Annotated in this window: 15 protein-coding genes; 5 read left to right on the top strand and 10 right to left on the bottom strand. The window is 75.0% G+C overall.

Annotated features, from left to right (window positions below; genetic code table 11):
• Positions 1 to 35 precede the first annotated feature (35 nt).
• Complete coding sequence (locus tag RDV89_RS13185) at positions 36 to 1,145, top strand: hypothetical protein (protein WP_315733515.1); 1,110 nt, start codon at positions 36 to 38, stop codon at positions 1,143 to 1,145.
• Positions 1,138 to 2,217 (top strand): hypothetical protein, encoded by a 1,080-nt coding sequence (locus RDV89_RS13180; protein ID WP_315733514.1) that lies wholly within the window; start codon positions 1,138 to 1,140, stop codon positions 2,215 to 2,217. Before RDV89_RS13185 ends, RDV89_RS13180 begins: the two co-directional genes overlap by 8 nt.
• 71 nt (positions 2,218 to 2,288) lie before the next feature.
• Here RDV89_RS13180 and bar read toward each other — a convergent pair whose 3' ends face one another.
• The 5 genes from bar to RDV89_RS13155 form a co-directional block, all read right to left on the bottom strand.
• Positions 2,289 to 3,422 (bottom strand): barbiturase, encoded by a 1,134-nt coding sequence (gene bar, locus RDV89_RS13175; protein ID WP_315733513.1) that lies wholly within the window; start codon positions 3,420 to 3,422, stop codon positions 2,289 to 2,291.
• Between the two features lie 129 nt (positions 3,423 to 3,551).
• Entirely contained in the window at positions 3,552 to 4,529 is a 978-nt protein-coding gene (locus RDV89_RS13170) for a carbamate kinase (RefSeq protein WP_315733512.1), read from the bottom strand.
• 237 nt (positions 4,530 to 4,766) lie between these two features.
• Positions 4,767 to 5,660 carry an SDR family oxidoreductase gene (locus RDV89_RS13165; protein ID WP_315733511.1) on the bottom strand — a complete coding sequence of 298 codons (894 nt, stop codon included), beginning with the start codon at positions 5,658 to 5,660 and terminating at the stop codon, positions 4,767 to 4,769.
• Positions 5,661 to 5,667: 7 nt separating this feature from the next.
• The gene (locus RDV89_RS13160; protein WP_315733510.1) at positions 5,668 to 7,659 is read right to left on the bottom strand and encodes a hydantoinase B/oxoprolinase family protein; all 1,992 of its coding nucleotides are present in this window, start codon (positions 7,657 to 7,659) and stop codon (positions 5,668 to 5,670) included.
• A complete protein-coding gene (locus RDV89_RS13155) occupies positions 7,656 to 9,764 on the bottom strand; it encodes a hydantoinase/oxoprolinase family protein (protein ID WP_315733509.1) in 2,109 nt (702 codons plus the stop codon). Before RDV89_RS13155 ends, RDV89_RS13160 begins: the two co-directional genes overlap by 4 nt.
• Before the next feature lie 290 nt (positions 9,765 to 10,054).
• Here RDV89_RS13155 and RDV89_RS13150 point away from each other — a divergent pair, with 290 nt between their 5' ends.
• From RDV89_RS13150 to RDV89_RS13140, 3 genes are read left to right on the top strand one after another with little or no spacing between them, the layout of a single operon-like run.
• Positions 10,055 to 10,975, top strand: coding sequence for an AAA family ATPase (locus RDV89_RS13150; RefSeq protein WP_315733508.1), 921 nt, complete (start codon positions 10,055 to 10,057; stop codon positions 10,973 to 10,975).
• The gene (locus RDV89_RS13145; protein ID WP_315733507.1) at positions 10,972 to 12,090 is read left to right on the top strand and encodes a vWA domain-containing protein; all 1,119 of its coding nucleotides are present in this window, start codon (positions 10,972 to 10,974) and stop codon (positions 12,088 to 12,090) included. The genes RDV89_RS13150 and RDV89_RS13145 overlap by 4 nt, the downstream gene beginning before the upstream one ends.
• Positions 12,083 to 13,207: an XdhC family protein gene (locus RDV89_RS13140; RefSeq protein ID WP_315733506.1), complete on the top strand. Its 1,125-nt coding sequence runs from the start codon at positions 12,083 to 12,085 to the stop codon at positions 13,205 to 13,207. The genes RDV89_RS13145 and RDV89_RS13140 overlap by 8 nt, the downstream gene beginning before the upstream one ends.
• 66 nt (positions 13,208 to 13,273) lie before the next feature.
• Here RDV89_RS13140 and RDV89_RS13135 read toward each other — a convergent pair whose 3' ends face one another.
• From RDV89_RS13135 to RDV89_RS13115, 5 genes are all read right to left on the bottom strand, one after another.
• Positions 13,274 to 14,554: an HNH endonuclease signature motif containing protein gene (locus tag RDV89_RS13135; protein WP_315733505.1), complete on the bottom strand. Its 1,281-nt coding sequence runs from the start codon at positions 14,552 to 14,554 to the stop codon at positions 13,274 to 13,276.
• Positions 14,555 to 14,748: 194 nt separating this feature from the next.
• Positions 14,749 to 15,996, bottom strand: a complete 1,248-nt coding sequence (locus tag RDV89_RS13130; protein ID WP_315733504.1) for an MFS transporter — start codon at positions 15,994 to 15,996, stop codon at positions 14,749 to 14,751.
• Positions 15,993 to 17,411, bottom strand: a complete 1,419-nt coding sequence (locus RDV89_RS13125; protein WP_315733503.1) for a YlbE family protein — start codon at positions 17,409 to 17,411, stop codon at positions 15,993 to 15,995. The genes RDV89_RS13130 and RDV89_RS13125 overlap by 4 nt, the downstream gene beginning before the upstream one ends.
• Complete coding sequence (locus RDV89_RS13120) at positions 17,408 to 18,940, bottom strand: AllF/FdrA family protein (protein WP_315733502.1); 1,533 nt, start codon at positions 18,938 to 18,940, stop codon at positions 17,408 to 17,410. Before RDV89_RS13120 ends, RDV89_RS13125 begins: the two co-directional genes overlap by 4 nt.
• Positions 18,937 to 19,782, bottom strand: a complete 846-nt coding sequence (locus RDV89_RS13115) for an oxamate carbamoyltransferase subunit AllH family protein (protein ID WP_315733501.1) — start codon at positions 19,780 to 19,782, stop codon at positions 18,937 to 18,939. The genes RDV89_RS13120 and RDV89_RS13115 overlap by 4 nt, the downstream gene beginning before the upstream one ends.
• Positions 19,783 to 19,836 lie beyond the last annotated feature (54 nt).

The raw sequence follows: 19,836 nt of genomic DNA, 5'->3' as shown, positions 1-19,836 counted from the left end.
GATTGGACGGGCTCCGGGCGGGGCAGTCCGGTGGGGTGCAGACACAGCGAAGCGTCCCGGACGTCCGCCGGTGGTGGTGGGTCGTCGCCGTGCTGGCGTGCGTGCTGGCGGTGCCGGCGTACCTCGTCGCCGCGGCAGCGGCGGAGCCGGAACCCGGCGAGGAGCAGGTGCGCGCGAGCGAGAGCGCGGCCGACCTGCCGGAGGTGGCTCCCGACGAGGTCGTCGGCGTGCCCGACGGCCCGTCCGTCGCCGGCCCGGGCGTGCAGCGGGTCGTCGCGACCCCCGGCGCGGACGTCACCGTCGCGGCGACCCGGCCCGCGGCCTCGACCAGGGAGCACCGCGCGGCCGAGGACGGGCAGGTCGTCGCGGTGCGCTGGAGCATCGAGCACCGGTACGCGCTGCCGCCCGCGGGCGCCGAGGTCGACGCCGCGCCGCCCGCCGGCACGCCCGACGTCGAGATCGCGCTGACCCGGGACGGCGACGACGTCGACCTGGGCGACGCCGGCACCACCTCCGTGCCCGGCATCGCGTACGGAGCCACCGAGGTCACCCGCGGCGGTGTCGTGCTGGGCGTCGCCGAGGGCGGGGCGGACGATGCCGACCTCACCCTCACGGTCACCTTCGACGGGGTCGACCAGACGCTCGACCTGCTGTCGGGGGACCTGGAGACCGGGCGGGCGGCCGGGCTGTATGACGCGCAGCCGCGCCGCTACACCGACGGGCGGTGCGACCTCCTGGCGGCGCTGCCCGCCGACGTCTCCCTGACCTCCACCTGCGCCGTCGGTGCGATCGAGCTGACCGCCTGGACGCCTCGGACCGGCTGGGTCGAGGCGGCGGACGACCGGTGGGCCGTGCTGCGCGTCGGGATGGTGGTGAACAGCTACGCGACCCGCGGGGACGACTTCTGGGGCCGCGTCACCGCGGACCTCGCAGTCACCCTGGACGGCGAGCCGCCCGTCGCGGGCTCGCCCGGGCCGATCCCGAACTCCGACGACGACGCCGAGCCGTCGGTGTTCCTGCTGGCGGGCGGCGCCGAGCCCGGCGAGCTGCGTGTCACCGGCGAGATCCTCGCGGAGGACCCCGACGGCGGGCTCGATCCCGTGACCGTCACCGTGAACCACGCCGCGGAGGTGCGCGGTGCCTGAGTCGACCACCGACCCCGTCCCGTCCGCCCCGTCCGACCGCCGCCCCTGGCTCGGCTGGCTCGCCGTGTCGGCCGCCGGCCTCCTGGTCGTGGTCGCCGCGGGCGTCGCGGGCGCGACCACCGGGGGCGACGGACCACGCCGCGCGTCCGTGGGGGAGGTGGTGCCGCTCGTGGGCGGTGCCGCCGGCACCGCCACCGGCGAGGCCCGTCACCTCGACGTCGGGGCCGGGTTGTCCCTCAGCGTGAGCACGACGACGACGCTCGGCGCCGACGCCGGGGTGCTGGCCCCCGAGGGCGGCAGCTTCGTGGTCGTCGACGTCGCCGACGCCCGATTCCGGTCGGGCCCCTCGGTCGACGTCGCGGTGCCCCCGGCCGTGGTCACGCTGCGCGACGGCGACGAGGCGTACGCCCTGGACGCGGCGACCGACCCCGGCCTCCCGGCCGGCGCCCGCGCGGCGACGACGACCGCCGTCGCCGTCGGCGGGTCCGGCACCGACGGGCTGGTGCTCGAGGTCGAGCGCGACGGACGGGTGGTCGAGGTCGACCTGGGCGCCGACGAGCTGGTGGCGTCGCCGGCCACGTCCGCGGACGTCCGCTACGTCTCCACGGCCTGCGGTGCCGTGCAGTGGCCGTCCGGGTGGGTCGGCCTGGAGAACGAGTACGACCAGTGCCGGCTCGACGCCCACCCGCCGACGCCCGCGGTCGGTCCGCTGCCGCCCGCGCCGGAGGGCAGCGCGTACCTCGCGGTCGTCGTCGACGTCGGAGGCACGTTCCTGGCCGCCGAGAACGGCGGCCGGACCTTCGAGCTGGGCACCGAGCCCGACGCGGTCGCGTACCGGCTCGGCGACGCCGATCCCGTCGACGTGGTGCCGGCGCAGGCCTTCACGCCGCCCTCGCGCCAGCCGTACGCCGAGCCCGTCGACCTGGTGGTCTTCGAGGTCCCGGCGGACGCGGTCCTCGACGAGCAGACGTTCACCTTCACCGCGACCTACGCCGCCGAGGAGCGGCGCCCGGACCCCGGCGCCCCCACGACCGTCGAGATCACGCGTTCGACGCCGCTGGTCGACGACTGACCCGGGTACGCGGACGGGCCCCCGGAGCCGGGCGGTGGCCCGGCCCCGGGGGCCCGTTCACGTGCGGCAGGTCAGGCCGACGGGTAGCCGGTCGGGTCCTCGCCGAGGTCGACGATGGCCGCGACCGGACCACCGCCGTCGGGGCCCTGGTGGGCCGCGGAGACCGAGACGAACACGGCCGGGTCACCGGTGACCGAGGCCGTCACGCCGCCGACGGCGCTCTTGATCTGGCGGTGCCAGTGCACGTCGGAGTCGTCGAGCATCGCGTTGCGGCGACCGCGGACCTCGCCGTCCTGCGACACCTCGCACTTGAGGAACACGTTGACCAGGCGGCCGCCGAGGTCGCTCGTGTGCGGGCGCTCGGGCAGCTCGAGGCCGGCGTCCTTGATCGCGGCCCAGATGCCGTCGGTGTCCAGCGCGTCCTTCATGACCGAGTGGCCGATCCGGTAGCGACCGCCGACACCGCGGGCGTTGCCCACGACGACGATCTGCGCCTGGTCGAGCTCGACGCCCGACGAGCACGAGGCGACCGAGGAGTACAGGTCGCGGTTGTGCATGACGTCGGCGTCGGTCGGCTGCTCGATCTCGCCGAGCGCGACGGCGATGCCCAGCGCGGTGCAGCCGTTGGACAGGTCCATCGACTCGTGGGTGTGCTCGGTCCACACCGTCTTGCCGCGGCTCTTCGCGTCGCGGATCGTGTGGATCGTCAGCAGCGGCGTCTTGGTCTGCACGTAGTGCACGTCGGCCGGGTCGGTGATGCCGGCGCGCTCCATGGCGGTACGCACGCCCGCCGCGACCTTGTCGACCATCGTGACGCGGCCGATGTCCTCGGGCAGCAGCTCGTCGCTCATCGCGAAGCCGACCGTGAGGCGCAGGTCGTCGGTCGGCTCGACCGAGCCCTCCGGGACGGTCGCGAAGATCGTGGCGTGGGGCGAGATGATGCCGTCGGTGCCGCCGGACCACACGATGGGGATCTGCGCGACCTCCTCGGCCGGGCGGCTGCCCTTCTCCAGGAGGACCTCGCGGAACGCGCGGTCCGCGATGATGCGGGTGTAGTCGTTGACACCGCCGTTGCCCTCGGTCTTGCCGATCACCGCGATGACGCGGTCGGCCTCGAGGGTGCCGGCGTCGATGAGCTCGGCGAGCCCGGATGCGTCCGAGACGTTCTTGATGGGGACCTTGCGGACCTCGATGGCGTCGGGCACGGCGTTACCTCTCCTTCGGTGGCGTCGACCCGCAGGGGCGGGCCGAGGACTGCGTCGTTCGGGTGGTGCGGGTGGTGCGGGTGGTGCGGACCCTCCGGCAACGCTGCCGGAGGGGTGGTCGGTGGGGCGTCAGGCGACGCCTGCGGTCGACGGCTCGGGGACGACGACCGTGCCGACGGCGTCGTCGGTCGAGCCGGACGCGACGGCGGCGACGGCGTCGCGGATCCGGTCCAGCGAGGTGATCACGGACGTCCCGCCCTTCTCGGCGAAGCGGAGGGCCGCCTCGACCTTGGGGCCCATGCTGCCTGCTGCGAAGTGACCGGCGGCCGCGATGTCGCGCATCTCCTGGACGCCGACGCGACCCAGGGCCCGGGCCTCGGGCGTGCCCCAGCCCACGATCGCGTTGTCGACGTCGGTCGCGATCACCAGCACGTCGGCACGCACCAGGGTGCCGAGCAGGGCGGCGCCCAGGTCCTTGTCGATGACCGCCTCGACGCCGGTGAGCGTCCCGTCGGCCTCGCGCAGCACGGGGATGCCGCCTCCGCCCGCGGCGACGACGACGTAGCCGGCGTCCACGAGGGTCTGCACGGCCGGGGCGTCCACGATCTCGCGGGGCTGGGGGGAGGGCACGACCCGGCGCCAGCCGCGCTCGCCGCGGTCCTGCCAGTTCTGGCCCTCGGCGACGAAGCGCTGGGCCTCGGCCTCGGGCAGGAAACGGCCGACGGGCTTGCTCGGCGCGAGGAAGTCGGGGTCGTCCGGGTCGACGACGGTGCGGGTGACGAGGGCGGCGGCACGACGGTCGAGTCCCCGGCGGGCGAGGGCGGCGTCCAGGCTGGCCGTCAGCGTGTAGCCGAGCGTGCCCTGGGTCTGGGCGCCGCACCAGTCGAGGGGCACCATCGGGACGACGTGGGCGGTCAGCTCGTTCTTGACCAGGAGGTTGCCCACCTGGGGGCCGTTGCCGTGGGTGACAACGACGTCGGTGCCGGTCGCGACGAGGTCGGCGATCCGGTCGGCCGCGGTGCCGATCGCCGCGCGCTGCGCGTCGACCGTCGCGGTGCCGTCCGGTGCCGTCATGGCGTTTCCGCCGAGTGCGATGAGCGCGCGCACGAGAATCTCCGTCCGTGTGATCTGCCTCTCGCCGTCCCTCGAAATCTAGGCGGGACGACGCTGGGGGCGTAGGGCAAGCGGTGCCCGAGCTCGGGCCCCGCTGTTGGCAGGAAGTGCCGTCGGTGCGGTGGTGCTGCGGTGGTGCTGCGGTGGTGCTGCGGTGGTGCGTGGGGAGGAACGGGTCGGGCCGGCCGTCCCGCCGTGGCGGTGACGGCCGGCCCGAGGTGTCGCCGGAGGTCAGGGGGCCGGGGTGGTGCCCAGCCCCAGGTCGCGCCGCAGGGCGGCGCGCAGGGTGGTCGGCTCCCGGCCCAGCAGGGTGCGCAGCGCCAGGGAGCTGCCGACCAGGCCGTGGGTGTCGTACCAGTCGAACATCGCCGCCAGGTCGTCCAGGTCGCGGCGGGTGCCGGACGGGTCGACCCCGGCGCGCCACTGCGCGACGGGCTGCGGCTCGGCCACGACCGGTCGGCCGGCGGCCTCGCCCAGTGCCGCCGCCATGTCACGGCTCGTCAGCACCTCGGGCCCGACGAGCTCGAAGGTGCCGTGCGCGGTGGCCGGGTCGTCCAGCACCGCGACGACCGCCGCGGCGACGTCGGCCAGGTCCACCGGCGTGAACGGCCGGTCGACGTCGTAGGGGACGCGGTAGGTGCCCGTGTCGCGGGCCGCCTCCCAGAAGGGCAGGAGGTTCTGCGCGTAGCTGGCCGGCTGCAGGATCGTCCAGCGCAGCGCGCTGCGGCGGACCCGCAGCTCCGAGACGGCCTTGCGCAGGTGGTGCGGCATCGCCGGCACGTAGGGGTGCAGGACCGAGTGGTAGACGAACCGGTCGACGCCGGCCGCCTCGGCCGCCTCGACGACGGACGCCGTGAGCTCGTCCTCCGCCGGGTGCATGTTCGGCGGCACGTGGTGCACCGCGTCGACGTCGGCGAGCGCGGCGACGAGGTCGTCGCGCCCGCCGTCGAGGTCGACGACCCGGGCCTCGGCACCGCTGGTCTGCAGCGCCTCGGCGGCCTCGGGTCGGCGTACCAGGCCCACGGGGCGGTGGCCGGCCTCGAGGAGGCCGGCCACCACCGCCGCGCCGGTCTTGCCGGACGCGCCGGTGACCGCCACGCGGAGGGTGGGACGCGGGGAGCTCATCGTCGACTCAGAGGAAGTCGTACGGGGAGCTGGTCGCGCCGCCGGACAGCAGGGCGTACCCGGGGCCACGGTCGAAGAACGGGGCCTCGCCCTCGCGGGCGCCGCGCAGCTCGTCGCGCAGGGCCGTGGTGGCCGCCTCGTCCACCGCGGGCGCCTCCGTGGCGTCCAGGTCGACGTCGCCGGCGAAGACCACGCCGTAGTCCTCGCGCGCCGCCTCGACCGAGACCTTGCGCCACCACACGTCGCGCGCCACCGACGCCGGCTCGCGGTCGAGCGGGTCGCCCCAGCCGCCGCCACCGGTCGTGCGGATGCGGATCACCTCGCCGGCCTTGACCTCGATCGCGTCGACGAGGGCGTCGACCTCGCGCTCGTTCGGGCCGTCGGGGTCGATCGTCACGCGGAACGGCTTGCCGGCCTTGCCGCCCTTGACGCCCCAGCAGGCGAGGATCGAGCGGTCCGCGATCGACATGAAGTGCGCGTCGGCGAGCATCCGGATCTGCTTCTCGTAGCCCAGGCCGCCGCGGAACTGGCCCGCGCCGCCGGAGTCGAGCGCGAGGCCGAGGCTCTCGACGCGGAACGGGAAGCGCGACTCGGTGAACTCCGTCGGGAGGTTCCGCGAGTCCGGCACGACGTGGATGGTGTCCTCGCCGTCGGCGTAGTAGCGACCGCCGGAGCCGCCGCCCAGGACCTCGCGCATGAGGTACGGGTTGCCCTCGAGGTCGTTGCCGTAGACGCCGGTGTAGCGGATGGTCTCCTGGTCGGCGGGCATCCGCCCGTCGACCGCCTTGGCGACCACGCCGGCCAGGACGCCGAGCAGGCGCAGGATGACGAAGGTACGCGCGTTCGTCGGCGCCGGGAACTCCGGCGTCAGCAGCGTGCCCTTCGGCGGGAAGCGCATCTCGATCAGCGGGCTGATGCCCTCGTTGACGTCGAGCTCGGCCATCCGCTCGGGGGTGTCGGCGAGGTTGCGCAGGATCGGGGCGATCCACTTCTTGAGGAACGCGCCGTCGGCGTAGTCGCCGCAGTGGTTGATCGGGCCCTTGGCCTGCGCGGCCGTGCCGGTGAAGTCGATGACCAGGCGGGGGCCGTCGTCGGGCCCGCCGGTCTCCTCCTTCGTCAGCGTGATCCGCTGCGTGTGCAGCTTCGGGTCGTCGACACCGTCCTGCTCCGCGTAGTCCTCCCACACGAACGTGCCGGTCGGGATCTTGGAGAGGATCTCGCGGCGGAACGTCTGCGTGGTCTTGTCGAGGATCGCGTCGAACGCGGCGAACACCTGGTCGCGGCCGTAGCGGTCGAACAGCTCCGTGAGGCGACGCGCGCCCAGGAGGCAGGCCGAGCACTCGGCGTCGAGGTCGGCGGCCAGCGAGTCGGGCATCCGCGAGTTGCGGGTCATGATCTTCAGCGCGGCCTCGTTCGGCACGCCGGCGTCCCACAGCTTGATCGGGGGGACCATCAGGCCCTCCTCGAACACGCTGGTCGCGGTGCTCGGCATCGAGCCGGGCACCGAGCCGCCGATGTCGTCGTGGTGGCCGAAGGCCTGCACGAACGCCACGACCTCGGGGCCGTCGCCGGAGTCGTGGAAGACCGGCGCCGTGATGCAGAGGTCGGGCAGGTGCCCGATGCCGCCCTCGGAGAGGTAGACGTCGTTGTGGAAGAAGACGTCGCCGGGCCGCATGGTGTCGGCCGGGTAGTCGCGGATCACCGGCTGCACGAGCGCGGAGTACGAGCGGCCCGTCAGCTTGCGGGCGTGCCGGTCGTGGATGCCCGCGCGGTAGTCGTGGGCGTCGCGGATCATCGGCGAGCGGCTCGTGCGGCCGATGGAGGTCTCGACCTCCTGCTCGACCGAGGCCAGGTAGCCCTCGACGATCTCGACGACGACGGGGTCGACGTCAATGCCCTCGGTGAGGCGGTACGGGGCGTCGCCGCCGGGCGCGCGCACGCCCACGACGGTGGGGGCCTCGGTCTCGGCGCCGGGCGGGGTGGTGAGCACGTCGGTCACGAGAGGTTCTCCTTGCGGGTGATGAGGAGGTTGCCGAAGCGGTCGACCTCGGCGACGAAGCCGGGGTGCAGCGGGACGGTCGAGCTGAACTCCTCGACGATCGCCGGGCCGGTGACGACGTCGCCGGCGCCCAGCTGGGCCCGGGCGACGACGGGCGCGTCGTACCACTGGTCGAAGTAGACGCGGCGGGTGCCGGTGACGGCGCCCTCGGAGCCGGTGCCGGCGGCGATCTCGCGCAGCTCGGGCTTGCGGATCGGGCCGATGCCCGAGACGCGCAGGTTGACCCACTCGACGGGCTGGGTGGCGTCGCCGCGGAAGTCGTAGCCGTAGAGCTTGTGGTGCTCGGCGTGGAAGGCGTCGGCCACGGCCGCGAGCAGCGTGTCGTCGACCGGGCCGTCGGGGACCGGCACGCGGACCTCGAACGCCTGGCCCACGTAGCGCAGGTCGGCGGTGCGCGAGAACTGGCGCTCGGCCGGCTCGAAGCCCTCGCGGGCCAGGGCCTCGTCGGCCTCGCTCGCGAGCTGGGTGAGCAGGCCCTCGACGCGCTCGCGGTCGAGGTCGTCGTGCTTGCTGATCGCCGTGCGCACGTAGTCGTTGCGCACGTCGACGGTGAGCAGGCCGTACGCCGAGGTGTTGCCCGGGTTCAGCGGGACGATGACGCCCTGCAGGCCGAGGATGTCGACGAGGCGGCAGGCGAGCAGCGAGCCGGAGCCGCCGAACGTGACCATGTTGAAGTCGCGGGCGTCGAGACCGCGCTTGACGGTGACCTGGCGCAGCGCGTTCGCCTGGTTCCAGGCCGAGATCTCGAGGATGCCGTCCGCGGCCTCCTCGAGGCCCAGGCCGAGCTTGCCGGCGATGTCCTCGATGCCGGCGCGCGCGGCGTCGACGTCGAGCGGGATCTCGCCGCCCAGCAGGTGCGGGGGGATCCGGCCGAGCAGCACGTGGGCGTCCGTGATCGTCGGCTCCTCGCCGCCCTTGCGGTAGCAGAGGGGGCCCGGGTCCGCGCCGGCCGACTGCGGGCCGACCTTGAGCGTGCCCTCGGGGCTGATCCAGGCGATGGAGCCGCCGCCGGCGCCCACGGTGACGACGTCGATCATCGGGATCTTGCTCGGGTACGGGCCGACCGTGCCCTCGGTGGTCAGCGCCGGGTGGCCGTCGATCACGACGGTCACGTCGGTCGAGGTGCCGCCGCCGTCGCAGGTCAGCACGCTGTCGAAGCCGGCGCGCTGCGCGATCACGGCGGCGCCCAGGGCGCCGGCCGCGGGGCCGGACAGGACCGTGGTGATCGGCTGGCGCACGACCTCCTCGGCCGAGAGCACGCCGCCGTTGGACTTCATGACGTAGAAGGGCACCTCGCGGTGCTCCGTCTCGTCGCTCGCGTCGGCGCGGGCGATGAAGGAGTTGAGTCGCTCGGTGATGTTGTTGACGTACGCCCGGATGTTCGGCTTCACGGCCGCGTCGACGAGCGTGGTGACGCTGCGCTCGTACTCCCGGTACTCCCGCAGCACCTGCGAGGACAGCGAGTAGTCGGCCTCGGGGTACTCCCGCTGGAGGATGGCGAGCGCCTGCTCCTCGTGCACCGGGTTGGCGTAGGAGTTGAGGAACGATAGGCCGATGGTGGTGACGCCACGGGCGCGGAAGTAGTGCGCCGCCGCGACGACGTCGGCCTCGACCAGCGGGCGTACCTCGCTGCCGTCGACCGCGAGGCGGCCGCCGATGGCGCGCACCAGGTCGACCGGGACGATGCGGTCGGGCTTCACCCAGAAGTACGAGTTGCCGTAGCCGTCGGGGACCGACTGACGGGCGATCTCGAGGAGGTGGCCGTAGCCCTCGGTCGTGATGAACCCGAGGTTCTCGACCTTCTCCTCGAGCAGCTTGTTGGTCGCCACGGTGGTGCCGTGGCTGACGGCGGTGACGGCGTCTCCGTCGAGGCCGAGCACCCCCAGGACCTTGTCGATGCCGTTGAGGAACCCGTCGGCGGGGTTCGCGGGCGTCGACGGGGTCTTCGTGGTGACCAGCTCTCCGGTCTCCTCGTCGACGGCGACGACGTCGGTGAAGGTCCCGCCGGTGTCGATGCCGATGCGGATACGACGCGTGGCGCTCATGCAGCCTCCAGGTTCGTTGGTGCGTTCGGCGTCCATTCAAGCGGCGGCGGGAGACACATGCTTCGTCAAACCTCGCCGAGAAACGTCCGTTTCTTGGGTGAATTCCACGAACGCGTCACCGTGGTCGGGGCGGGCTCGTGGCGCGGCGCGCGGCGGTGCGGTGTTGGCAACCGGCGCCAACGCCCGGTGGGTCCCTTCGGCAGGCCTGCGCGGTGAATCCCGTCCGGGGGCGACCTAGGGTGAGCAGGACGACGGGGTACGCACGGGGACGGCGAGAGACGGGGTGGGACGTGGACGGGCCGCAGGACGTGGCGGAGCTGGTGCGCCGGCTCGACGAGGCCGACCACCTCGCCGACGAGGGCACGGCGACCGCGGCCTGGCTCGCGTGGCGCACGCAGCGCCCGCTGCTCCTCGAGGGCGAGCCCGGGGTCGGCAAGACGTCCCTGGCCACCGCGCTCGCGCAGGTGCTGGGCCGCGACCTCGTGCGGCTGCAGTGCTACGAGGGGATCGACGCCGCGGCGGCGCTCTACGACTGGGACCACCCGCGCCAGCTCCTGCACGTCCGCGCGCTCGAGGCGGCGCAGCGCGACGCCCGCTCGAGCGGGGGCGACGCCCGTGACGACCGCGCCGCCCTCGACGTCGACGCCCTGGAGGGCGAGCTGTGGAGCCGGCGCTTCCTGCTGCCGCGGCCGCTGCTGGCGTCGCTGGAGCGCCCCAGCGTGCTGCTGGTCGACGAGCTGGACCGCGCCGACGACGAGTTCGAGGCGTTCCTGCTCGAGGTGCTGGCGGACTTCGCCGTCACCATCCCCGAGCTCGGCACCGTGCGCGCCGAGGTGCCGCCCGTGGTCGTCGTGACCAGCAACCGCACCCGCGAGGTGCACGACGCGCTGAAGCGCCGCTGTTACTACCACTGGGTCGAGCACCCCGACCTGGAGCGGGAGATCGCGATCGTGCGCCGTCGCGTCCCGCAGGCGGACGCCGCGCTGGTCGACGGCGTCGCCCGGGTCGTCGCCCGGCTGCGCGAGGAGGACCTGCTCAAGCCCCCGGGCGTCGCCGAGACGATCGACTGGGCGCGGGCGCTGCACGAGCTCGGCGCCACCCGCGTCGACGTGGCCACCGCCGCCCGCACCCTCGGCGCGGTCGTGAAGTACCGCGAGGACCAGCAGCGCATCGCCGCGAGCCTGGCCCGGCTCGTCGAGGGGCCCGCGTGAGCGTGGCCGCGCCCGACCTCGTCCGCGAGCTCACGGGGCTCGCGGCCGCGCTGCGGCGCGCGGGCGTCGGCGTACCGAGCGCCGGGGTCGCCACGACGGTCGATGCGCTGGCCGCGCTGGGCACCCCCGACCGGTCCGCGACCTACTGGGCCGGTCGTCTCACGCTGTGCTCCGGTCCGGACGACCTCGGCGTCTACGACCAGGTCTTCGACCTGTGGTTCAGCCGGGCGGAGTGGGCGGGCGACGTGCACCGCGGCACCGTCGTCCCGACCTACCGCGACGCCCCCGAGCACGGGGACGAGGCCGACGCCGCGAGCGAGGAGGCGCGCACCGCGCCGCCGACGGCCAGCCGGCTGGAGGTCCTGCGGCACCGCGACGTCGCGGAGCTGGAGGCCGACGACCGGCGCCTCGTGCACACGCTGGTGCGTCGGCTCGCCCTGCGTCCGGCGCTGCGCCGCGCCCGCCGGGCCCGCTCCTCGACGCGGGGCCGCACGGACGTGCGGCGGGTGGTGCGCGAGGCGGTCCGCACCGGCGGCGAGCCGGTGCGCTGGCACCGCCGCCGCGCGGGCGTGCGCACCCGTCGCGTCGTGCTGCTGCTCGACGTCTCGGGGTCCATGCGGCGCTACGCCGAGACGTACCTGCTGCTCGGCCACGCCCTGGTGCGCTCGGCGCCGGGCTCCGAGGTCTTCTCGATCGGTACGCGCCTGACCCGCCTCACCGGGGCCCTCGGTGCCGGCGACCCGCAGCGCTCGGTCGAGGCCGTCGCGCAGCGCGTGGCCGACTGGAGCGGCGGCACCCGGCTGGGCGACCAGGTGAAGGCGTTCCTGGACGGCTGGGGGTGCCGCGGCCTGGCCCGCGGCGCGGTGGTCGTGGTGCTCTCCGACGGCTGGGAGCGCGGCGACGCCACCCTGCTGGGCGAGCAGATGGCCCGGCTGCAGCGCCTCGCGCACCGGGTCGTGTGGGTGAACCCGAACCGGGCGCGGCCGGGCTACGAGCCCGCGACCGCCGGTCTGCGGGCCGCCCTGCCGCACGTCGACGCGTTCGTCGACGGGCACAGCCTGGCCGCGCTGGAGGCGCTGGTCGACGAGATCGCCCGAGGAGGCCGTCGTGCGTGAGGTGCTGGAGGCCGCGCGGGCGTGGTGGGCGGCGGGGGAGCGGTTCGCGCTCGGCACCGTCGCGGCGACGTGGCGCAGCGCGCCGCGACCGGCGGGCGCCACGATGGCGGTCGGCCCGGACGGCACGGTGGTCGGCTCGGTCTCGGGCGGCTGCGTGGAGGGCGCCGTCTACGACCTCGGCCGTGAGGCCATCGACGGCGCTGGCCCCCGGTTCGAGCGGTTCGGCGTCTCCGACGGCGAGGCCGCCGCGGTGGGTCTGACCTGCGGTGGCGTGCTGGACGTCTTCGTCGCACCGGTCGACGCGGAGGCGTTCCCGCTCTTCGAACGGGTCGCGGACTCGATCGAGACCGAGCGGGCGGTGGCGCTGGCCACCGTGATCGGGGGACCGGCGCCGCTGGGCGCGCGCCTCGCCGTGTGGGCCGAGGAGTCCGAGGGCGGATTGGGCGACGCGGCGCTCGACGCGGTCGTGGCTGCCGAGGCGCGGGCGCTGCTCGCGGTGGGGGAGACCCGCACCCTCGGCTTCGGCCCGCAGGGCCAGCTGCTCGACGACGACGTCACCGTGCTGGTCGAGGTGTTCGCGCCGACCCCCCGGATGCTGGTCTTCGGCGCGATCGACTTCGCCCGCGCGATGGTGCGGGTCGGCAAGGTGCTCGGCTACCGCGTCACCGTGTGCGACGCCCGCCCGCTGTTCGCGACGCCCGAGCGCTTCCCGGAGGCCGACGAGGTCGTCGTCGACTGGCCGCACCGCTACCTCGGCGGCACGGAGGTCGACGAGCGCACCGTGATCTGCGTGCTCACCCACGACCCGAAGTTCGACGTGCCCCTGCTCGAGGTGGCGCTGCGCGGACCGGCCGGTTACGTCGGCGCGATGGGCTCGCGGCGCACCCACGACGACCGGGAGCAGCGGCTGCGGGAGATCGGCCTGGGCGAGGCGGAGCTGTCCCGGCTGCGCTCGCCGATCGGCCTCGACCTCGGCGCGCGTACGCCCGAGGAGACGGCCGTGTCGATCGCGGCGGAGATCGTGAGCCTGCAGCGTGGCGGTCGCGGCACGCCGCTGCGCGACCTCGACGGGCCCATCCACTCCGGCCTGCTGCGCGCGGACCCGCCGACGAGCTGAGGTGCGCGGGCGCGGGCGTCCGGAGTCGCCACCGTTGATCGGTCAGGTCGAGCTCCCCAGGTCGGTCTAGGACCGTCGGACGAACCTGACGGTGGTGTGGCCGAGGGGGTGTCGGGTGCGGCGGGTCTCGTAGCGGGGGTCGTGGACCTTGCGGTGGTGGTGGCCGCACAGCAGTCCGGCGTCCTTCGTCGAGGTGCCACCGCCGGCGGACCAGAGAGTCCAGTGGTGGACCTGGCACTGGTGGGCCGGTCGGTCGCATCCGTCGGTGACACAGGTCTTGTCCCGCAGTGCGATCGCGAGCCGCTGGGCCTTGGAGTGATAGCGCTGCGCCCGGCCGAGGTCCAGGATCTCGCTGCCGCCGCCCAGGACGGCCGGCACGAGGTTCGCCGAGCAGGCGAGCCGGCGGGCCTCGGCGGCGCTGATCCGCCCGCCCGTGTCCAACGTGGCGACGCCCAGGTCACGCAGCAGGGAATCGAGGTCGAGATTGATGACGACGGTGGCGTTCGTGCCGCCCACCTCGGGTAGGTCGCGGGCGTCGAGGGCCTCGATGAGCTCGATGAACGCCTTACCGCGGCGCAGCGGCGACGGGGTCCCGGTCGTGAACCGGTCCGCTTCGTCGGGGTTGGCGTTCTTGTGGCCCGGTGCGGCGTAGGCGTCGAGCGCCTTGCCGAGCATCTCGGCGTGCAGGGTCGGCAGCACACCGCGGATAGACGTCCTGCCGTCGCCGAGGTCGCGCAGCGTCAGCGACGCGGCGGCCATCGCGGACCGTTCTTCGGCCGCCAGCAGCCGTGCCTCGTGGGCCTCGCCGATCTCGGGCGCGACGACGTCGAGGATGCGCTTGCCGAGCTTGCGCAGAGCGAGGGCGTCGAACCGGCCGGCGTTGTCGACGAGCACCTGCTCGGCACGCCGGACGGTGTCGGCGTCGACCTCGTCCGGCAACGCATCCAGCGCCCGGACGATCACATCGGCCTGGTCGAGCGACACGGCGCCGGCTGCGGCGGCCGCGGCCAGACGTACGTACCGCTCAAGCGCACCGCCCACCCGCAGCACCCGGTGCGCCTCACCCCGCGTGGTCCCGGTCGCGTTCGCGAACCACACCGCCGTCGACGGCGATCCGTCCACCCGACCGACCTGCAGCTCATCGGCCCGCGCGGCCAGCTTGGCGACCAGCCCCGACGCGCGACTGATCAGCTGCTGCGCAGCCACCAGCGCCGACCGCGCATCCGCCTCACCGAGTGTGAGCAGACCCAGCTCGAGCGCGTCCCCGACGTGCTCGTCGGCGCGCCCGATCGCCGCCAAGACCGGATGCCCCGATCCCGGCGAGAAGGTCCCCGTTCCCCCTGCCATGGACCCACTCAAGCACCCGCCACCGACAGTTCCGCCCCACGCCGACCCACGCTGTGGAGAGACGGAACCGGGTAGGGCCGAGCCCCCGACTCTGTGCCGGAACGCTCGACCTCGACCCCGTTCAAACAGGGCCCAAGTCGAGCGTTACCCGGTGAACCGGGTAATCCAGAGGAGCCTGAGCCGCCCGCCGGCGCTCAGTCCGCGCCGGCACCGACCTGCCGCCCGGGGCCGAGGCGGCTCGCGACGAGCACCTGGCTCAGCGCCACGAGGGCGACGGCGCCGAAGGCGATCGCGTACGTGCCGGTGAGGCCGTGGGTCCAGCCGGCGACGACGGGGCCGGCGGCGGCGACGGCGTACGAGACCCCGAACCCGAGGCCGCCCAGCCGCGCCGAGTCGTGGGCCCCCGCCGCGTGCTCGACGAGCTGGGTGAGGCCGAGGGAGAAGGCGGCGCCGTTGGCGACACCGAGCACGCCGACGACGACCCACGGCGCGGCGTCGGGGGCCGTGACCAGCACGACCAGCCCGGCGGCGTTGGCGAGCGCGGGTGCGGCGTACCACGCCCGACGGTCGCGCACCCGGTCGACCAGCGCGGGCACGACGAGGGCGGCGGCCAGCTGGCCGCCGCTGAACACGGCCAGCAGCACGCCCGCGGCCTCGTCGCTCCAGCCGCGCTCGACGTAGGCCGGCGCCACCCAGGCCATCAGGGTGTAGAAGCTGACCGAGCAGCACGTGAGGTACGCCGTGACCAGCCACGCCGTGCGGCTGCGCCAGGGCAGGCCCGTCGGTGCGGGCGGGTCGGCCGCCACCGCCGGGTCGGCGCTGCGGGCCGGACCCGGCTCATCGGGGGAGCCGGGCGCACCGGGCCGCGAGCGGGCCAGCCACACGACCGCGCCGAGCACGGCGGGCAGCGCCCAGACCGCCAGCGATACCCGCCAGCCGAGCGCGGTGGCGAGCGGCACCGCGACCGCGGCCGCCAGCGTGGCGGTGGTCATCATCGAGGCCATGTACGCCCCCGTCACCGCACCGGGGCGGTGCGGCACGTGGCGCTTCACGGCGGCCGGGACGAGGGCCCCGACGACGGCGATGCCCGCCCCGGCCAGCGTGGTGCCCGCGACCAGCAGGGCGGCGCCGCCCCAGGGGCGTACGCACGTCCCCACCGCGACGGCGACGGCCCCGACCGCGATGGCGCGGTCGAGGCCGATGCGTGCGGCGAGCGCGCTCGCCGGCGGGGCGAGCAGGCCCATGCACAGGACGGGCAGCGCCGTGAGCAGGCCGAGCGCTCCCGCTCCCAGTCCGAGGTCGCCGTCGAGGTCGGCCGCCAGCGGCGGCACCGACGTGAGCGGGGAGCGCAGGCTCGCCGCCACCGCCACGACGGCGAGGACGACGGCGAGCCAGGGACCGGACCGGCCGGACCCCCCAGAGCGGCCGGTCCGGTCGCTCACCCCAGCGGGGGCGCGGCGTCGGCGAGCGCCTCGAGCGCGCCGACGAAGCACTCCATCGGGGGCGTCACCAGACCGGCGCCGACCTGGCCCGTGCCCGGCACCCGGCCGGCCATGCCCGTGTTGATCTGCGGGAGCACCCCGGAGCCGATCACGGAGGTCACGTCGATCGCGGTCGGCGCGCCCCGGAAGTCGAGGATCGGGACGCCGAAGCGCGGGTTCTCGGTGGTGGTGATCTCGTACATCGACCGGGTCGCGGTGAGGGCGTCGCCGACCTCGCCGCCGACGATGCGCACGATCGCGGGCGCCGCGGCCATGACGAAGCCGCCGATGCCGGCGGTCTCGGTGATCGCCGAGTCGCCGATGTCGGGGTTGGCGTCGTCCGGGCCGTAGTCGCCGAGGAACAGCCCGTTCGGCGTCTGGGCCGGGCCCGTGAACCAGCGGTCGCCGGTGCCGGAGGTCTGGATGCCGAACTCCGTGCCGTTGCGGGCCATCACGGTCACGACGCTCGAACCCTCGATGCCGGCGGCGGCGCTCGTGACGAGCTTGCAGACCGGCATGACCAGGTTGAGGAAGAAGTGGTCGTTCCCGCCGACGAAGCGCACGACCTCGGCGAGGCGGGTCGGGTCGACGCCGCTCTCGATGACGTCGGGCAGCAGGTCGCGCATCAGCATCAGCGTGCCGGCGCGGTTGCGGTTGTGGCCCTCGTCGCCCATCTGGATCATCTGGCCGACGATCGCGAGCATGTCGAGCTCGGCGCCGCGCGAGCGCGCGCGCCGGACGCCGGCCTGCAGGACCGGGCCGAGGACGTCGGCCATCCAGCGCAGGCGGGTGACGACCTCCTCGTTGTACGCGCCGTAGCGCAGCACCTTGCCCAGGCCCTCGTTCAGCGAGCACCAGGCCGTGCGGCCGTCGGCGGGGTCCACGAGCTCGAAGACCCACATGGACGGGCTGACGACGCCGGCCATCGGACCGACGGCACCCCGGTGGTGGCACGGCTCCCACGAGAAGGAGCCGGACGCCAGCAGCCGCTCGGCCTCGTCGGCGTCGGCGGCCAGGCCCTCGAAGAGCACCGCGCCGATGAGCGCGCCGCGCAGCGGACCCGAGGCGTTCTCCCAGGTGACCGGGGGGCCGGCGTGCAGGAACTGGCCGCGCTCGAGGCCGAGGGCCTCGGAGGCGGGACGGACGTCGACGAGGTGTGCGCCCGCGGCGAGCATCCGCTCGGCGGCGAGGCGGTTGGCCTCGACGCGGCGCGGGTCGGCGAGCACCCGGGCGAGGTGGCCCGACGTGCCGGCGGTCGGCGGGGCCCAGGTCACCTCGGTGACCTCGACGCCCTGGGTGCGCAGCGCGTCCGGGAACAGGGCCGCACCGGCCGTGACGACCGACGGGGTGCCGGTGAGGAGGTCGTGCGTGGTCATCGGGTGCCTCCGGTGACGAGGGCGACCGCGTGACGGGCGGCGGCCGCGTTGGACAGGAAGACGACGGCGCCCGCCTCGGCGAGGGCGTTCGCCTGGGCGTCGAGGCCCTGGGGGTCGGCGTCGGTGCCGCACAGGGAGACCACGACGGCGAGGTCGCGGCCGGCGTCGGTCGCGGTGCGTCGGGCCTGGGCGAGCACGGGCGCGAGCTCGGCGGCCGGGTCGGCGTGCGCGCCGAAGCCCAGCACGACGTCGAGCAGGATCACGCGGGTGTGCGGGTCGGCGGCCTCCCTCTCGATGCGCGCGAGGCGCAGCGCGGGGTCGATCATCGGGTGCGGACGGCCCTGGGTGAGGGTGTCGTCGCCGAAGTCGATCATCAGGTGGCCGTCGTGCTGCAGGTCGGCGGGCAGGGCCAGCTCGGGGCGCAGCGGGATGTTGGAGGCGATGTCGCCGAGGCTCTCCTCGGCGATCAGCATGGCCTCGTCGCACAGCGTGCCGCCGGCGAACAGCCCTCGCAGCAGGGTGGCCTCGCCGACCACGGCGGGCGCCGGCGTCGTGGTGCCCCAGGTCCGCCAGGCCGGCACCTCGTGCCCGAGCTCGGCGAGCACGTTCTCGACGCCCGCGGTGATGTCCGGCTGGCCGGCGCCCAGCAGTGCGAAGTGGACCGGGGTGGCCAGCGTGGCCGCGTACTCCCGCAGCTCGCGCGCCACGTCCGGGTGCGGGGGCTTGGAGACGACGACGATCACCTCGGTCGAGGGGTCCGCGTCGAGGGCCCGCAGCGCGGAGCGGGCCGCGCGGCCGCCGACCTCGGCGGACAGGTCGCGCCCGCCCAGGCCGAGGCAGTGCGAGACGCCGACGCCGGCCGCGTGCAGCAGGCTGGTGAACTGCTGGGCGCCGGTGCCGGAGGCGGCGGCGATGCCGACCGGTCCGCGTCCGACGACGTTGGCGAAGCCCAGCCCGACGCCGTTGACGATGGCGGTGCCGCAGTCGGGGCCCATCACGAGCAGGTCGCGGGCGTCGGCCTCCTCCTTGAGGCGCACCTCGTGCTCGACGGGCACGTTGTCGCTGAAGACCAGGACGGAGCTGCCGGCCTCGAGGGCGCCCATGGCCTCGGCGAAGGCGTGCTCCCCCGGCACCGAGACGACGGCCAGCGAGGCGTGCGCGCGCCGGGCGGCCCAGCGGGTGGTGCGGGCGTCCGGCTCGCCGCCGAAGCCGCCCGCGCCGCCGCCGGTGCCGATCGCCGCGATCGCGGTGTCCACGGCCTCCAGGGCGGCCGCGACGGCCGCGTCGTCGTCGCCGACGACGGCGACGACCATGTCGTTCGGCCCGGCCTCCGGCGGGATCGTGAAGCCCATCTGGGCCAGCACGTCGAGGTTCAGCTCGGTGGCCATCGCCACCTGGGCCTTGCGGACGCCGTCGACGCCCGCGACGCCGGCCGAGACCTGCATCAGGGAGACGGAGTCGACGTAGCGCCCCCGCCGGATCTCGACGTGCTGCACGCCTGTGGCGCCCGGTGTCGTGCTCAGCGTCATGCGCAGTTCCTCTCGTGGGACGGGTCAAGGGTCGCGGACCCTGCGTGGACGACCGCGTCCAGGCCGTCGACGAGGCCGGCGGCCAGGTCGGCGCCCGAGGTGTGGCCCAGGGCGAGCAGCGCGTCGACGACGGTGTCGAGCGCCGGCCCGGACGCGGTCGCGTCGAGGAGGGTGGTGAGCGCGCGGCCCACCACCGGTGCCGCCCGGCCCTCGCCGGCGGCGCGCAGGAGCAGCGTGGAGGCCGCGGTGGTACGCCGCGGCGCGAGGTCGTCGAGCAGGCGCGCGGCGGCCGCGGTGCCGGGCGTACCGGCGAGGCGGTGCACCAGCAGCACGCCCGAGCACAGGTCGTCGCCCGACGGGGTCAGGCCGGGGCCGCGCCCGACGAGGCCCGGGGCGTCGGTCACGAGCGCGGCCGGGGTGGCGTGACCGCCGGTCCAGGCGTGTGCCAGTCCGGGACGGTCGGTGGTCCGGCCGGCGCGGGCCAGCAGGCGGGCGCGGGCCCGGGCGGCGTCGGCGGGGGAGAGTCCTGCGTCGGGGAGCACGCGGGTGTCGCGGGTCGCCCGCACGGCGACCGAGCGCTCGCCGCAGCGCAGACGTCCCTCGCCCAGCAGCACGGGGGCCCCGTCGCGCAGGTGCGCGTCCAGCAGCGCCTCCCACGACACGCCCGGGGCGAGGACGACCGCGTCGGGCACCACGACGCCGTGGTGCTCGACGACCGCGCAGACCGCCCGGTCGTCGACGCCGAGGTACGCCGCGGCGCGCGAGGCCACCTGGAGCCGCAGCGGCTGCGGCGCGGACGCGACCCGGGCGGCGAGCGCGAGGTCGGCGTCGGCGGTGGTCACGCCGTCGACGCTATCGGGGGCGAGTACGGTCCACCCATGTACGAAAGTGCCAAG

The sequence above is a fragment of the Nocardioides imazamoxiresistens genome (assembly GCF_032378595.1).
GTDB classification, from domain to species: Bacteria; Actinomycetota; Actinomycetes; order Propionibacteriales; family Nocardioidaceae; genus Nocardioides; species Nocardioides imazamoxiresistens.
The sequence above is the reverse complement of the archived record's forward strand: the minus strand, read 5'-3'. Positions and strand labels throughout refer to the sequence as shown.

What these genes read in the sequence shown, in the direction of transcription:
- RDV89_RS13165 (WP_315733511.1), bottom strand. Translation starts at nt 5,660, where the DNA reads ATGAGCTCCCCGCGTCCCACCCTCCGCGTGGCGGTCACCGGCGCGTCC.
- RDV89_RS13155 (WP_315733509.1), bottom strand. Translation starts at nt 9,764, where the DNA reads ATGAGCGCCACGCGTCGTATCCGCATCGGCATCGACACCGGCGGGACC.
- RDV89_RS13135 (WP_315733505.1), bottom strand. Translation starts at nt 14,554, where the DNA reads ATGGCAGGGGGAACGGGGACCTTCTCGCCGGGATCGGGGCATCCGGTC.
- RDV89_RS13125 (WP_315733503.1), bottom strand. Translation starts at nt 17,411, where the DNA reads ATGACCACGCACGACCTCCTCACCGGCACCCCGTCGGTCGTCACGGCC.
- RDV89_RS13120 (WP_315733502.1), bottom strand. Translation starts at nt 18,940, where the DNA reads ATGACGCTGAGCACGACACCGGGCGCCACAGGCGTGCAGCACGTCGAG.